Consider the following 14,095-nt stretch of genomic DNA (forward strand, 5'->3'; position numbering starts at 1 on the left):
GTTAGTGATATTAGCCTATCGGGAGTGAAAACCACTGTATCATCAAGAAAATCCGTAAAGATTCATATTTTGCACGACGATAGAAAAGCTGTAGGGGCGGGTTCACCAACAATATTTGGTGAAAATCAACCATCTGATAAACCCGCCCCGGCCGGAATATTATGATGGTCAATTCATCGGATAGGATATGACATGAAGCGATCGGGAGATTTGTCGTTGGGTGGGGGCGGGTTTATGAGATAATCGATCTTAACAAAATATTGTTGGTGAACCCGCCCCTACAACATTTAACATAATACAATCAGCCCGGCCGCCGTCAATAGTTGCCGATCTAGACTGTAGAAAACTCATCTGTTATAGAATAACAGCAAAATCTATATTTCCCACCAAAGGGAACCCGGAGAAAATTATGGCATTTCCGCAGGATTGGAAAAGCGCTGAAGCCGCAATATCTCGGTTCATTGCTCAGTCATGGTTAGAGCCTGAACTGTACAACAACTTGCTCACACGGCCCACCGCTACCCTCCGGGAGGCTGGATTAATTGAAGACTTCGTAGAAGTCCGCATCAATCAGAGTCCCGATGCCGTTCCCCTCCTTCAAGGTACTTCAGGGGAGACGGTGATTTATGTCCTACCCCTGCCTCCCAAACCCGATGATCTGACAGATCCACAGATTAGCACTTGGCTGGAGCAGCGGGCAGAGATAGCCCCTGGTTCGGCTCCTAAGTGTAGCTAAAGTCCCTTTAGCTTGCCGGAGGCCGAAACCCGTAGCTTGCCAGTTTGTCGGCCCCGCTTGGCTCTAGTCACAGCGGGGCCCCTTGAGGAGAGTTGACTTATCCGGGGTTGCCAAAACAATATTTGTTAATAATTATCAAATATCTCGGCGAACCCGCCCCTACAAAAATTATTATGATATAAGGCCGAATCAAACGGAAATGATATCAGATCGTATCCAGTTGATCGACCATAGTTCCTGTAGGGGCGGGTTCACCAAATATCTACAAAGAAAACTAGAAAGTCACTAAACCCGCCCCGGCTTTAATATTACTCGCTTAACTCTATACTAAAATCAATTCACAAATTATATTAAACACCATTCAGGATGCTCAACCAACCAAAGTTTAAAAATTGCTTCACAGTCGAAATCATCAAATCAGTCGGAGTATTCCTGATCTCCGAGTCAGATTCCTTCGTCCTCTCAGGCCACCTTTACGAACTATTAACCCCCTTAATTAACGGTAACAACACCGCCGACGAAATCGTCAACCAACTGCGAGGTCAAGCCTCACCGCCAGAAATTTACTATACCCTAGCCCTGCTCGAAAAACAAGGCCACCTGATCGAAAACGACACCTCCCTCTCCGAAGAAACCGCCGCCTTCTACACCCTTTTAAACATCTCCCCCCAACAAGCCACATCCCGCTTACAATCCCTGAAAGTAGCCGTCATTTCCTACAGCCAAATCCCAGCAGAAGCTTGCATTAGCGCCCTAGAAACCCTCGGCATGCAAGTCTCAACCACCGCAGATATCACCCTGATCGTAGCCGACGATTACCTGCAACCAGAACTGGGCGAATTCAACCAAAAAGCCCTCCAAACTGGCAGCCCTTGGCTACTGATAAAACCTACAAGTTCCACAATTTGGGTTGGCCCAATTTTCCACCCCGAAACCACCGCCTGCTGGGAATGTCTCGCCCAACGCCTGAGAGCAAATCGCCCCACTCAAAGCTTCATCCAGCGTCAAAAAAACTACTCAACACCCTTATTAAATCCCCCATCTTACCTACCTTCCACCCTACAAATAAGCTTAAATTTAGCCGCCACAGAACTAGCCAAATGGATTGTCCAAGGCAACAATAAAACCTTAGAAAATACCATAATTACCTTTGACACCAAAACCCTCAAAACCACCAACCACACCATAACCAAACGCCCGCAATGCCCCGAATGCGGTGCACCTCCGCCGTCAGAAATTCAGCCCTTTATCCTCCAAAGCCAGAAAAAAACCTTTACCGCCGACGGCGGCCATCGCGGCTTTTCCCCAACCGAAACCCTGCAAAAATTTGACAGCCAAATCAGTCCCATAACCGGAGTTGTGCGCGGTTTACTCAAAGTTCCCCAAACAACCAATGTTTTAACACCAAACTACTTAGCCGGCCACAATTTCGCTACCATGTTCGATGATTTGTACTTCCTCAAAGAAAACTTGCGGGGAAGAAGTGCCGGCAAAGGCAAAACCGACGAACAAGCCAAAGCCAGCGCCTTGGGAGAAGCCATTGAGAGATATTCCGGCGTATTTCAAGGCGACGAAATCCGAAAAAAAGGCAGCTATCAAACAATGGGAGAAACCGCCATTCACCCCAATGATTGCATGGGATTTAGTGAAGCGCAATATAGCACTCGCCACGACTGGAATAAAACCTGTAAAAACTTCTTTCAAAGAGTCCCCGAACCCTTCGATACCAGCCGAGAAATTGACTGGACACCAATTTGGTCATTAACTCATCAACGAGTCAAATATTTACCCACAGCTTACTGTTATTACGGCTATCCCAAACCCGAAAAACCCGACTGTTGGGCAGACTCCAACGGTAGCGCCGCCGGCAGTACCAAAGAAGAGGCAATTTTGCAAGGCTTTATGGAATTAGTCGAGCGAGATAGCGTTGCCTTGTGGTGGTACAATCGGCTTAAAGTCCCCGCCGTTGATTTAGATAGCTTTAACGATTCCTACATTCAAGAACTCAGAAACTATTATCAAAGTATAGACCGCACTCTGTGGGTTTTAGACCTCACCAGCGATTTTAACATCCCCGTTTTTGCCGCCCTTTCTCACCGCATCGACAGAGAAATCGAAGACATTATTTTTGGTTTTGGCGCACATTTTGACCCCAAAATTGCCCTGTCTCGCGCCTTAACAGAAGTCAATCAATCTTTACCCGCAGTATTAACCTTTAACAGCGATGGTAGCACAAATTACGGCGTTTCCGACGGTCTCAGCGTTAAGTGGTACAAAACCGCCACCCTAGAAAATAAATCTTATTTAACGCCCCATACTTCCCAACCTTTAAAATTACTATCTGACTATCCCCCCTTAGCCAGCGATGATTTGAAAGCCGACGTTGAAAATTGCGTAAAAATAGCTGAAACATTAGGCTTAGAAACCTTTGTTTTAGATCAAACCCGGCCCGACATTGGCTTAAATGTCGTCAAAGTTATAGTACCAGGAATGCGGCACTTTTGGAAGCGCTTAGCAGCAGGGCGACTTTATGACATTCCCGTGAAATTAGGCTGGCTAGATGCACCAATCCCTGAACACCAAATCAACCCATTTCCGATATTCTTTTAATGTTAATTATGAGTGAAACCATCCCCCAAATTATCCTAACTTTTAAGCCAGAGATTTCTCTAATTGAGGATACCGAAAAAGGCTTAATCTTAAAAGCCCCCTACATCGACTTTAACCTCAACAAACTCTCCCCCGGAATTGTCGCCGCGATTAAAATTCTTTCTGCCGCAGGCGCAACCGAAACAGCCCTAACTCAAGTGGTAGTTGCTACCGATGGCAGTTCCGCCCTCGCTAAATTCTACTACTACCTAGAACAATTTGTCATCCTGGGTTTAGTTTACCATACCTTAGAAATAGACGGCAGTGCGATCGCTACAGCCGTCCCCATAGCCACACCCTATAAATGGCTATTATCAGAGACAATTACTGATAATAACTATCAACTTTCACGCTTTGCCTATTGCCACTCAGAAAAATCCCATTTAGTTGTCGAATCCCCCCTTTCCAAAGCTAAAATTATCCTCGAAGATTGGCGCAGTGCAGCTTTAATCAATGAACTCTCGCAACCTAAAGCCATCTCGGATTTAACCCAAATTCCGGGGATTTCTGAAGCCACGGCCCGATTATTTATCAGCTTTTTGTTAGCGACTGAAGTGCTATCATCTGTTAACAACAATAGCAGCTTAGAACAAAGTGAAACTCTAACTCAATGGGAATTTCACGATTTATTATTTCACTCCCGCAGTCGAGGTGGCAGACATTCCAATCAGATTGGTAAAACCTTTCGATTTTTAGGGCAAATAGAACCAACACCTGTGCTCAAAGACAAACCATCCAACGAGATTATTAATCTTTATAAACCCGACATAGACAGTTTGAAACAAACAGATAGACCTTTTACAGCAATTTTAGAATCAAGAAAATCCATTCGGCAACAGGGAGAAAAGCCGATTACTGTCGAACAATTGGGAGAATTCCTCTATCGTTCCGCGAGATTGCGCGAGATTGTCCCCAGAGATAACATGGATTGCAGCAATAGACCTTATCCAACCGGAGGCGCTTGCTACGATTTAGAGATTTATACTGCTATCAATCGCTGTGAAAATATTGATGCTGGCTTGTATTATTATGCACCCCAAGAACACCAACTTTGTAAAATTTCTGGGAAAACAAAGCAGGTAGAAGCATTGCTAAAAAGTGCAGGTTTGTCAGTACAGATAGAGGTAGAACCACAGATTTTAATTCTGCTATCCTCTCGGTTTTCGAGAGTAACTTGGGGCTATGAATCAATGGCCTATAGTCTAATATTAAAGCACGTTGGGATTTTGTATCAAACCATGTATTTAGTGGCAACAGCAATGAATCTCGCGCCGTCGGGGGTGGGCGGGGGAAATTCCGAGTTATTTGCAGCAGCGGCAGGATGCGATTATTTTGCCGAATCCTCAGTGGGAGAGTTTATCTTGGGGAGTCGGTGATTAGTTTCCATTGATGTCAACTTAACGTCAAACCATTAGTCCGACAGGGGTTAAAACCCCTGTCTCAAAGCGAAAGTCCTCTCAAAGAGGACTAATAGACATCTCCAAAAAAGCGATTTTTGAACAGGCAAGATGCCTGTTCCACAAGAAATATGGTCGAGGTAGAATGAGTTTTTCAGTCCTCTTCAGAGGACTTTAGCTATTAGCCAGGGACTTAAGTCCCTGGCGGTCTGGGAAACAGTAAAATGAATTTTACGACCCTAAATCATAACTGGGTGGCAACCATGCAGGCCGACTCAAGTTAAAGTTTTCCTCTAACATTAATTCTGCACTATTCAACGCTCCTTGCACCCATCCTTGCATATTTGAATAGGCTTCGCCACAGACATAAACATTAGCAGCATGAATCGGATGCCGCATCTGTTTCATCACTTCCCAAGGCTGACAGCGGGGGTTCCAAGAGTGCCACCCACCCCCGTAGGGATCTTTTTGCCAGTCGATATAAAGGGCGGTATAAGGTTCTGGAATATCTGCTAAATTGTGTAGGGCTTTGAGTTGTTGCTGGGCCGTCCGTACCATATCCTGAGAAGGAACTAAGGGGTCTGTGGTAATAGAACCATCACTTTTCAGAAAAGCTCTCAATTCCAGTTTTTCGCCTCGTTCTCCGCGAAAAGCTGGACGTTTTTCTGGGTTATCTGGATTATAGGCCATCGTTCGCCAGAAACCCGCAGCAATATTATCAGAAAAAACACTTAATAATAGGGAGTTTTGATTGTTCGGATCGCCCCCTTGTGCGCTTTCTGTACCGAAGTAGTAACACTTTTGCATCGGCAAATCTGTAGCTGAAGTACCACCATGAATATCTAGTGCGTGCCACCAAGGAGTATGATAGCCGAGGAAAAGTTTGTAAGCGGGATCGCCGCTAACGGTTTGGATATTATCCTGAAAAGTGGAATTGCTAAATAGGAAATTCTGCTGATTTTCTACGGCCAACAGTTCTAGCGATCGCTTCGGCATTGCCAAAATCAGATGTTTCGCGAATACAGGCGGGAGGGAATGGCCAGCGCGATCGACAAAATTTAACCTAATCAGCCCTTCAGAGGTGCGATCGAAGGTTTTTAAGCGATGATTTAGGCAAACTTCTCCACCCTCTCTCTCAAATTCTGTCGCGAGGGTTTTCGGTAATGTTTGGTAGCCCTCAGCCATCATGTACCAAGTATCGCTGTAGGGAAGAGACATACTGGTTGCGATCGCACTAGCCGCATTCCAAGTACCCAAATCCGAATAGAAAAAGCCCGTATCCAAACAGAGATTGTAAGCCTCGTTGCTAATTTCCTTCAGCAACACTTCCCAAATACTCAAATCATACAAGTGTTGACCGTCAATTGTCAGCGTTTCGCGATCGCGCTTCCACTCTTGTGAAGCAAAATAAGCAGGAGTTAAATGTTTCCCTGGAATCGCCCGCCCAACAGCCAAATCGAACAATTCCTCATATTTTTTACCTTCTTCATCAGGCCGTAAATTATAAGGTACTTTATCCGGTTGGTTAAATTCACTCATCAACAAATGCCGATCGCGAACATATGCCCGTACTCCCGGACTGCTAAAGTCAACAACCGTTGTCTTCAGGTTCAGCAACTTAATCAATTCCCAGACAATAGCCTGAGATTCCGTCACATACATCCCACCCAACTCAGCCTGAATGTGAGGCATCCCCGGCATTGTCATTGATAGTAACCGGCCACCAATGCGATCGCTCAATTCATAGAGACGAATCTTAGAAGATTTGTGATGAGATGCTAACCGCCAAGCAGCGTAGGCCCCAGAAACGCCACCACCCACAACTGCAACATCAATCATTTGATTTGGCTTAACTGCACTATTACTCATAAGTTCCTAGTAAAATTCCCACCTAAAAATTTACTTATCGATCGGCGTCAGGACACTCCAAGAGCCCATTAGCGTCAACTTAGCCTAAAATTACATAAATAGAAAAAACCCTCGTAATATAATCAGTCATTGGCAAATAGTAATGCGCCTCAATTTGATAGGGCTTTTACGGCATTGCATAATTTTGGGACGACTCTTATAGCCACGCAGAAAAATAAGGGTTTTCAGCTTTGATAAAATTCACAATCATCCCGCAAATATGCAACGCCTCACTTTCAACTACAAATATTTCTGCAACAACAAACCCATTTTCTCCTTAGTTGCGGCCGGCACTTGATCCAGCCGAGTCAGAATTGCATATTTCAAAGCTGAATGTGCATCAGATACTGGGGGATTTTCTGTTAGTCTACGGACTGTTTCTTGAATGACTTTTTGAGCATTCTCTGCATTGCGGTGCAAATTTGCTATTACCATTTCTACTGTTACGCTGTCGTGATCCTCGTGCCAGCAGTCATAATCGGTGACTAATGCTAAAGTTGCGTAGGCAATTTCTGCTTCTCTGGCTAATTTTGCTTCCGGCAAATTTGTCATCCCAATGACTGTGGCATCCCAACTGCGGTAAAGGTTTGATTCTGCTTTTGTGGAAAATGCGGGGCCTTCCATGCAGACGTAGGTGCCGCCCCGGTGGAGGTTAACGTCGGGAAGATTCAAAGATTCGATCGCACTTGCCAATACTTTAGCCAATTCGCCGCAAACCGGATCGCCGAATGTGATGTGACCGACTATTCCTTCTCCAAAAAAAGTAGAAACTCGATTTTTTGTGCGATCGATAAACTGATCCGGCACTACCATATCTAAAGGTTTCGCCTCTGTTTTCAGGGAACCAACCGCCGACGCTGAGATTAAATACTCAACTCCCAAACTCTTCATGGCATAAATATTTGCGCGATACGGCACTTCTGAGGGCAAAAAAGTGTGGTTGCGGCCGTGTCTAGCCAGAAATGCTACCGGCGTACCGTCCAATGTTCCCACAATGGCTGCATCCGATGGCGATCCAAAAGGTGTATCAATTTTCACCTCTTCAATATCCTTGAGGGCCTCCATTTTATACAAACCGCTGCCGCCGATAATTCCGATTTTTGCTTGTGCCATTTTTACCCTCTGCTTGAGTTTTACCACAGTGATTCTATCGGGCCATCGTTAAGTTGGCGTAAAGATAATTTAAGATTTGGTGACAACAGTCACCCCACATACACTATTTTGTCACCAAAATCATGTGATATTAATCACAAAGTAGCTTCACAAAATCTTTAAAAATAAAGGTACACAGTTCTGTTACTTATTTTTAGCGTCAGGAACCTCAGCCCTGACGGCATGAGGCTTGAAAGAGAAATCTAACAAGCCGTCCTGACGGGCCTCAGTCTTAACTGACTACGTTTTTTGAGTCACGACACCAGGCGAATGCGAAGCTAGTCCCCTGCTCTGTCGCTAGTAGTTAAACAACTTTAAGGTCACTGAAGTAGTGCTGCTAGCCGGCGCAAGCTCAGAAAACCTTGGCGAAGCTAACTTTACCCCAGAAATGGGAGTTTGAGGCAACCATACTTCATCGGAGGGGCAACCATACCCCTCCACCCCGCGAGGGATTTAAATTAATGTAAAGCCGTGCTCAAAGCACGGGGTTTCTACCCATTTTTATGATGACAGTCAGCTCTGCTAACCTCCCCAAAATCTCGATCGAGGCGATCGTCCAGCGCATCTTTGCTTTTCGCCAAATTACCCCCCTTGACAGACGACTGCTGAAATCAGCAATGCTCGCCCAGAAAGGTCTGAACGAAAAAGACCAGTGTCACATCAACCGAGTGTGCCAGGGCATCCAAAACGGCTTGATTTTAGTTGTAGAGTAAATTTGCAGCACTATCTCTTGCGAGCTCAAGAAGGTGTTTTAAAATTTGTGTCTGAGTCTGTATCTGCTAAAACTGCGTTCGAGCGCTGTTTTACTATTTTTCGGCGCGCGATTTATCAACCTCACAAATAAAATTATTTATATCGTTTCCGGTTGCATCGGAATTAATAAAATCGAGTCAACAGTTAACATTCAACCATTCAGTTTTGCGACCCCTCCTTCTACAGTTAGCAGTCAACAGTCAACAATCATTTCCCTCGTGCAACCGGAATTGATATTACATCTTATCGATCAAAATTCAACAGCCAAAAGCCTGTATAAGTCATCCCACTATCATCGGGCTGCACTAACAAAAAATGTAATCCTTTACTTAATTGCTTGCGCTGTTGGTAAATTTGGGCCGCCGCTTTCACCTCGCTATCTTCAAAAGTAGCAACAACCCACCTATCTACTAACCCAGCTTCCAATATCAATCCGTCGGGTTCTCCAGCAATATAATTCAAAGCAAAAGGTTTGGCATCCTGAAGCCATCTAGCCAACCGCATAGACTGGCGCCCCCCGTCAATCACCACTCCCGGTACGGGTACTGTTGAGGCCAAGCCCAAATTGAGCGGTAACAGCAATTCTGGCATTTCCAAGATTGGCAGGGGACGCCCTTGGAAAGCATCTTCAATGTCGCCGGCGGGTAGGGAAGCAAAACGCCAGCCATCGCCCCAGAGGTTTTCGGGTAAGGGTACGGGCGGCGGCGAGTCAAGGGCGATCGCACTGTAAGTTTCACCTGTATAATTAGGCATACTCGAATATTCTTTGGCGCGTTGTTGCAGCAACAATTTCAGAGTCGCAGTGCGCCGAGTCGCTTCCACCTTGACACCCAAAACTTTGCCCGCAGCTTCGATTAAGCCCAGAGACTGAGGCCTAAATACTTCAATCAAATCTGGCAAATTCTGAGTTTGAGCTTGCTGCTGCAACTGCGAGGCTAGCCAATTAGAATTTGCGTCCCCCTGGCTACAAACAGCGCTAAATTGAAAACTGCCTTCAGAGTCGCAAATTAAGAGTTCCCACAATGGTTTGCCAGTTTCGTCTTGGAGAGGGCGGCGGTAAAAATCGGCTTGCCAAATACGCATAAATAATTTAAAAATAAAATCTACAACTCCATAATTTTAATATAGCTTGGGGGCACTGCGATACAATACCGCTCCCCTGAGAAAAAACTTCGAGCGATATATTCTCAGTTCATACTTGAGTGTTATTTCAATATCTAACACCCGTGAAAAAAACTGCAACTGTAGGCCAGCGATCCAAACCGTGCTAATAATCAGTAATTCCCCCTTCTAAAATCTAAAATCTAAAATCCAAAATCTAAAATAGAATAACGGCTCGCTTAGCCATTTTTCCTTAGCAATTAGCCCTTACCAAATTTATTTAAGATGGTGAACCAAATACATATCCAAGTCGCCTTTATTTTTAGCATAAATTTTGCCTCGGTATTCGCATTCAAAAAAATCTCTAACTAATTCAAACGTTTCCTGAGAGATATTGATATTTCCAGGTACGCCGGAAGATTCCATCCGAGATGCAGTATTAACTGTATCTCCCCAGACATCATAGGAAAACTTTTTATTGCCAATTACCCCAGCAAGTATTGGGCCTGAATGAATGCCAATGCGGATATCCCAATAAGGAATATTTTGTTGAGCTTTCTGTATTTTTCTCAAATCCATGAACTGTCGAATTTCTATGGCAGCAAGTACAGCTTGATACTCCCCAGCCCTAAAGGGACGGGGATTCTTGAAGAGTCCAGATACGAACTTTCAAAGGCGAAATCAAAGCGCCCCTACTGACTCCTCTTAGGCATAGCCCTAAAGTTGCCGCTACTTTTCGCAAAATATTCGCAGCGCCATTGCCGTCTGCATTAATTTTGCTTCCATCTTTTGAACGATACAATCCACGATTAACGCGCTTTCCAGATTCTTTCCACCCTTCAGTTTTTTCACCGAACTTTGGTAGCTCATCTGAATCTAAAAAACTCGCCTTACTCGTATAACTTTCTTCGGTTTCAACAAATCGAATACCGTACTGTTCACAAAGCTGAGAAATCCTATCCTTCAATCGAGCGGTAGGAATTTGCACAAAGTTTTGATTCGTTTTACTGCCAAGATTTATTTCTTGACGCATCCCTTTGTTCCAGCCAAAAACGACTGTACCTATTTGGTTTTCAAGGCAATGATTCAACACTAATCTAGCTGCTTTATTAACGGCATCTCTGACCCGCCTATTCCGCTTTTCCGTAATTTTTGCCAATTTGTTAGACCAAAAGCCTTGAGGTCTATACTCTTTAATCGCTGCAACCCGTTTGTTATACCATTGATTTAATGACTTTAAATGCCGTCCATCTACGATAAAACCGGTTCCTATATTAGAAACACAAGTCAACCAATTATTTAGTCCTGGATCGATACCCAGAGCTTTACTCGCATCTAGTTTAACGGCGGTTGATTGAAGTTGGTAGACAAACTCGACATAAAATTGTCCGTTTCTTGGCAAAATGCGAATCTCTCTCATTGCCTTGTAGTCTAGGTTAGATGGAATTGGTAAATAAAATTCACCAATTCCAAACCATAGTTTAACCTTGCTTCCCAATGGGAACCTCAAATGGCCATTTTTTAATTTTACGTCTGCCTTTGGATACGTTACAAGTTTCAAGCTGTTCTTGCGATATTTTGGCAGTTTAGGATGTTGTGTCACTGTGCCACTGGCAACTCCCTTAAGTAGTCCAATGTACGATTTAAAAGACTCCGCAACGCCAGTCAACGTCTGTTGAGCAACATGGGAATATAGTGCTTTGAAGTGAATATTTTCTTTGAATAATTTGTGCAAGTCGTACTTGCCGGGAATCTTTCCAGTTTTGAAATACAGTTGTCGAGAGTAGTAAGTTCCGCAATTAGCTAATTTGTTTGACTCTTCGCATATAAACTCCAGAACGCTTCTCAATTCCCGACTTGGACTGATTAGATTTTGCTGGCATCCATAATTAGACATTTTTTTGATTCTCAATGTATTGCTTGATTACTGAAATAGGCGCACCGCCAACAGTTGCAATAAAGTAGCTATTAGTCCACAGGGTTGGCAATCGACTTTTAAGCCAAGGAAATTCTTGACGAAGATATCGAGAAGAACGCCCTTTCATGTACCGAATCAGCTTGGCAATCCCAAATTGAGGGTCGCATTCTATCAAGAGATGAACATGATCTGGCATTACTTCCATTTCTATTAATTCACTACCAAACTCAGTCGCAACCTCTAACAATTGACTTGAACAGGTTGGGGACGATGCCAAACCCCAAGTCAGTCAAGATTTCTTCGTACACTGCTTTGGCTTTAGGATCGGTAAGTTGCTCGTATTCTATAAGTGGAAAGTGTGTCATTGTTGTGTTGAACTTGACGGCAGTTAATTTGGGTTGGAATTTACGTGTTTGTTATGTAACACCACTCAAAGGGCGAGGTGACGAGCTATCTGGCCTTTAGTCGGATTGATGATAAAATGCACCGCTGTCAGCAAACCGCGAATCATGAAAATGAGCTAGCAACAAATCTGATTATTGAGGCTGGATTAAACCTGCAATTAGAGCAGTAACCGGAGCCAAGAAAGTTATGTTGCGATCGGGTTATAGTGCTAATTTTAGAGGTTTCCATTGGCGGCTGTCAAGTATGGGCAATTGATGGGGCGTGGCGGTGTGAAATCTTACCCAAACTCTTGAATTAGATAATGCTGTTCCGTTCGCTAATTTTTAGGCAAAAAACACTGTTCGATCGATCGCTCCGGCTCCACAAATGCCCTGAATCTTATACTCCGGCGGGCGCACAGGGGAAAAAACAAAATGCTGTGCGATCGAGTTTATTGAATTAATCAGAAGCTCGATCGACAACCCATGCCCCAGATAAGCTAGGCTAACGCCTGCGACTGGAGTTATTATGGGTAAACTGTAAACTTCTATCATTGTCGCTGCATTTGCTATGAACCCTGCCCTGACTCAATTTGGCGCTCAGATGTCCCACCTCACGGGAGTTCGGGCAATTATGAAAGATATTATTGAAACTCTCAGAGCCGGCAGCGGGCAGGAGTTTATCAATTTGAGCGCCGGAAACCCGGTGATTTTGCCGGAAGTCGAGCAGTTGTGGCGCGACTGCACTGCGGAACTTTTGGCGAGCCCGGAATACGGCGAGGTGGTTTGTCGCTACGGTTCCAGTCAAGGTTATCAGCCGTTGATTGATGCGGTGCGGACGGATTTTAACCAGCGTTACGGACTGAATTTGACCGATCGCAATATCCTAATTACTCCCGGAAGTCAATCGATTTACTTCTACGCAGCCAACGCTTTCGGCGGCTACACTACCAGCAAGCAGCTTAAAAATATTGTTTTACCGCTGAGCCCAGACTACACGGGTTACGGCGGCGTTAGCTTGATTCCCGAAGCGGTAGTCGCCTGCAAACCCACCCTCGATATTGATGCAGCCGCCCACAGGTTCAAATACCGCCCGGATTTCAGCCAATTGTCGATCGACCAAACCACCGGTTGCGTCATTTTTTCCCGTCCCTGCAACCCCACCGGCAACGTTCTCACCGACGACGAAGTTAAGAAAATTGCCGATTTAGCAGCCGCTTTCGACGTGCCGGTGTTCGTAGATTCCGCCTACGGCCCTCCCTTCCCGTCCTTGAATTTTACCGAAATGACGCCGATTTTTGGCGGCAATATCGTGCACTGCATGAGTTTGTCGAAAGCCGGATTACCGGGAGAAAGAATCGGAATTGCGATCGGCGATGAAAAAATCATTCAAATATTAGAATGTTTTCAGACCAATATGTGCATTCATTCGCCAAGATACGGACAGGCGATCGCAACTCGTGCCATTGCTTCCGGCGCTCTTGCGGATATTTCCATCAACGTAATTCGGCCGTACTATCAAAGCAAATTTGCGATCGTAGAAAGCACTCTAGAACAAGCAATGCCGAAAGATTTGCCCTGGTTTTTGCACCGGGGCGAAGGAGCAATTTTCGCATGGTTGTGGCTGAAAGATTTGCCAATGACTGATTGGGAACTGTATCAAGAGTTGAAAAAAGTCGGCGTAATTGTCGTGCCTGGAAGTTCTTTCTTCCCCGGTTTGCGCGAAGATTGGCAGCACAAACATGAATGTATACGCATCAGTTTGACTGCGACAAATGATGAGATTGAAACTGCTATGAAACGCTTGGCTCAAATGGTAGAAAAGCTTTATCAGTCAGTTGACAGTTGACAGTTGACAGTTGACAGTTGACAGTTGACAGTTGACAGTTGACAGTTGACAGTTGACAGTTGACAGTTGGCAGTTGACATTCCCAATATTTCCGCTATGCTGTTCCCGATCGACTCGTGCTAAGCGTAGCCAAAGTAATAAGATGTTCTGCATTTAAATGGTCTGTGAAAAAACAATCAAACTCTTGTGGGTTGGGCGTCTCGCCCGCCTCTAACAGGCAATTTAAATGGGGAGCATCTCAATGAAAGC

Annotated in this window: 12 protein-coding genes and 2 pseudogenes; 5 read left to right on the forward strand and 9 right to left on the reverse strand. The window is 44.7% G+C overall.

Features of this window, described 5'->3' with window-relative positions; genetic code table 11:
- The first annotated feature begins 409 nt into the window (after positions 1-409).
- From QT992_RS03560 to QT992_RS03570, 3 genes are all read left to right on the forward strand, one after another.
- Entirely contained in the window at positions 410-736 is a 327-nt protein-coding gene (locus tag QT992_RS03560; RefSeq protein ID WP_333322478.1) for a hypothetical protein, read from the forward strand.
- Positions 737-1,102: 366 nt separating this feature from the next.
- Complete coding sequence (locus tag QT992_RS03565; protein WP_333335130.1) at positions 1,103-3,346, forward strand: TOMM precursor leader peptide-binding protein; 2,244 nt, start codon at positions 1,103-1,105, stop codon at positions 3,344-3,346.
- A gap of 8 nt (positions 3,347-3,354) precedes the next feature.
- Complete coding sequence (locus QT992_RS03570) at positions 3,355-4,761, forward strand: SagB family peptide dehydrogenase (RefSeq protein ID WP_333316011.1); 1,407 nt, start codon at positions 3,355-3,357, stop codon at positions 4,759-4,761.
- Between the two features lie 252 nt (positions 4,762-5,013).
- Here the strand turns inward: QT992_RS03570 and QT992_RS03575 are convergent, their stop codons facing one another.
- Positions 5,014-6,651, reverse strand: coding sequence for an FAD-dependent oxidoreductase (locus QT992_RS03575; protein WP_333335134.1), 1,638 nt, complete (start codon positions 6,649-6,651; stop codon positions 5,014-5,016).
- A 279-nt stretch (positions 6,652-6,930) separates the two neighbouring features.
- Positions 6,931-7,803 carry an S-methyl-5'-thioadenosine phosphorylase gene (locus tag QT992_RS03580; protein ID WP_333335137.1) on the reverse strand — a complete coding sequence of 291 codons (873 nt, stop codon included), beginning with the start codon at positions 7,801-7,803 and terminating at the stop codon, positions 6,931-6,933.
- 542 nt (positions 7,804-8,345) lie between these two features.
- On the opposite strand from QT992_RS03580, the gene QT992_RS03585 reads away from it, so the two are divergent.
- Entirely contained in the window at positions 8,346-8,555 is a 210-nt protein-coding gene (locus QT992_RS03585; RefSeq protein WP_333247010.1) for a hypothetical protein, read from the forward strand.
- A 283-nt stretch (positions 8,556-8,838) separates the two neighbouring features.
- Here QT992_RS03585 and QT992_RS03590 read toward each other — a convergent pair whose 3' ends face one another.
- The 6 genes and pseudogenes from QT992_RS03590 to QT992_RS03615 all read right to left on the reverse strand — a co-directional run bounded on the left by QT992_RS03590 (position 8,839) and on the right by QT992_RS03615 (position 12,552).
- Positions 8,839-9,678: a Tab2/Atab2 family RNA-binding protein gene (locus tag QT992_RS03590; RefSeq protein WP_333335141.1), complete on the reverse strand. Its 840-nt coding sequence runs from the start codon at positions 9,676-9,678 to the stop codon at positions 8,839-8,841.
- A 294-nt stretch (positions 9,679-9,972) separates the two neighbouring features.
- A pseudogene (locus QT992_RS03595) lies at positions 9,973-10,299 on the reverse strand (adenylate/guanylate cyclase domain-containing protein); the annotation flags it as partial.
- Positions 10,300-10,324: 25 nt separating this feature from the next.
- Positions 10,325-11,593: a transposase gene (locus QT992_RS03600; protein WP_333335144.1), complete on the reverse strand. Its 1,269-nt coding sequence runs from the start codon at positions 11,591-11,593 to the stop codon at positions 10,325-10,327.
- Positions 11,586-11,855: pseudogene (gene tnpA / locus QT992_RS03605) on the reverse strand (IS200/IS605 family transposase); the annotation flags it as partial. The gene QT992_RS03600 and the pseudogene tnpA, both read right to left, overlap by 8 nt.
- A complete protein-coding gene (locus tag QT992_RS03610; protein ID WP_333316016.1) occupies positions 11,842-11,979 on the reverse strand; it encodes a hypothetical protein in 138 nt (45 codons plus the stop codon). The pseudogene tnpA and the gene QT992_RS03610, both read right to left, overlap by 14 nt.
- A 363-nt stretch (positions 11,980-12,342) precedes the next feature.
- On the reverse strand, positions 12,343-12,552 hold the full coding sequence (locus QT992_RS03615; protein ID WP_333316017.1) for a hypothetical protein: 210 nt from the start codon (positions 12,550-12,552) through the stop codon (positions 12,343-12,345).
- A 16-nt stretch (positions 12,553-12,568) separates the two neighbouring features.
- Between QT992_RS03615 and QT992_RS03620 the strand changes: the two genes are divergently transcribed.
- Positions 12,569-13,846: a valine--pyruvate transaminase gene (locus tag QT992_RS03620; RefSeq protein WP_333376551.1), complete on the forward strand. Its 1,278-nt coding sequence runs from the start codon at positions 12,569-12,571 to the stop codon at positions 13,844-13,846.
- On the opposite strand, the gene QT992_RS03625 is transcribed toward QT992_RS03620, so the two are convergent.
- Positions 13,832-13,999 (reverse strand): hypothetical protein, encoded by a 168-nt coding sequence (locus QT992_RS03625; protein ID WP_333335150.1) that lies wholly within the window; start codon positions 13,997-13,999, stop codon positions 13,832-13,834. The two genes, QT992_RS03620 and QT992_RS03625, sit on opposite strands and share 15 nt — an antisense overlap.
- Between the last annotated feature and the right edge of the window lie 96 nt (positions 14,000-14,095).

The organism is Microcoleus sp. T3_D1 (assembly GCF_036700405.1).
Lineage (GTDB): Bacteria > Cyanobacteriota > Cyanobacteriia > Cyanobacteriales > Microcoleaceae > Microcoleus.

What these genes read in the sequence shown, in the direction of transcription:
- QT992_RS03565 (WP_333335130.1), top strand. Translation starts at nt 1,103, where the DNA reads ATGCTCAACCAACCAAAGTTTAAAAATTGCTTCACAGTCGAAATCATC.
- QT992_RS03580 (WP_333335137.1), bottom strand. Translation starts at nt 7,803, where the DNA reads ATGGCACAAGCAAAAATCGGAATTATCGGCGGCAGCGGTTTGTATAAA.
- QT992_RS03575 (WP_333335134.1), bottom strand. Translation starts at nt 6,651, where the DNA reads ATGAGTAATAGTGCAGTTAAGCCAAATCAAATGATTGATGTTGCAGTT.
- QT992_RS03585 (WP_333247010.1), top strand. Translation starts at nt 8,346, where the DNA reads ATGATGACAGTCAGCTCTGCTAACCTCCCCAAAATCTCGATCGAGGCG.
- QT992_RS03600 (WP_333335144.1), bottom strand. Translation starts at nt 11,593, where the DNA reads ATGTCTAATTATGGATGCCAGCAAAATCTAATCAGTCCAAGTCGGGAA.
- QT992_RS03560 (WP_333322478.1), top strand. Translation starts at nt 410, where the DNA reads ATGGCATTTCCGCAGGATTGGAAAAGCGCTGAAGCCGCAATATCTCGG.
- QT992_RS03615 (WP_333316017.1), bottom strand. Translation starts at nt 12,552, where the DNA reads ATGATAGAAGTTTACAGTTTACCCATAATAACTCCAGTCGCAGGCGTT.
- QT992_RS03570 (WP_333316011.1), top strand. Translation starts at nt 3,355, where the DNA reads ATGAGTGAAACCATCCCCCAAATTATCCTAACTTTTAAGCCAGAGATT.
- QT992_RS03590 (WP_333335141.1), bottom strand. Translation starts at nt 9,678, where the DNA reads ATGCGTATTTGGCAAGCCGATTTTTACCGCCGCCCTCTCCAAGACGAA.
- QT992_RS03625 (WP_333335150.1), bottom strand. Translation starts at nt 13,999, where the DNA reads ATGCAGAACATCTTATTACTTTGGCTACGCTTAGCACGAGTCGATCGG.
- QT992_RS03620 (WP_333376551.1), top strand. Translation starts at nt 12,569, where the DNA reads ATGAACCCTGCCCTGACTCAATTTGGCGCTCAGATGTCCCACCTCACG.
- QT992_RS03610 (WP_333316016.1), bottom strand. Translation starts at nt 11,979, where the DNA reads ATGACACACTTTCCACTTATAGAATACGAGCAACTTACCGATCCTAAA.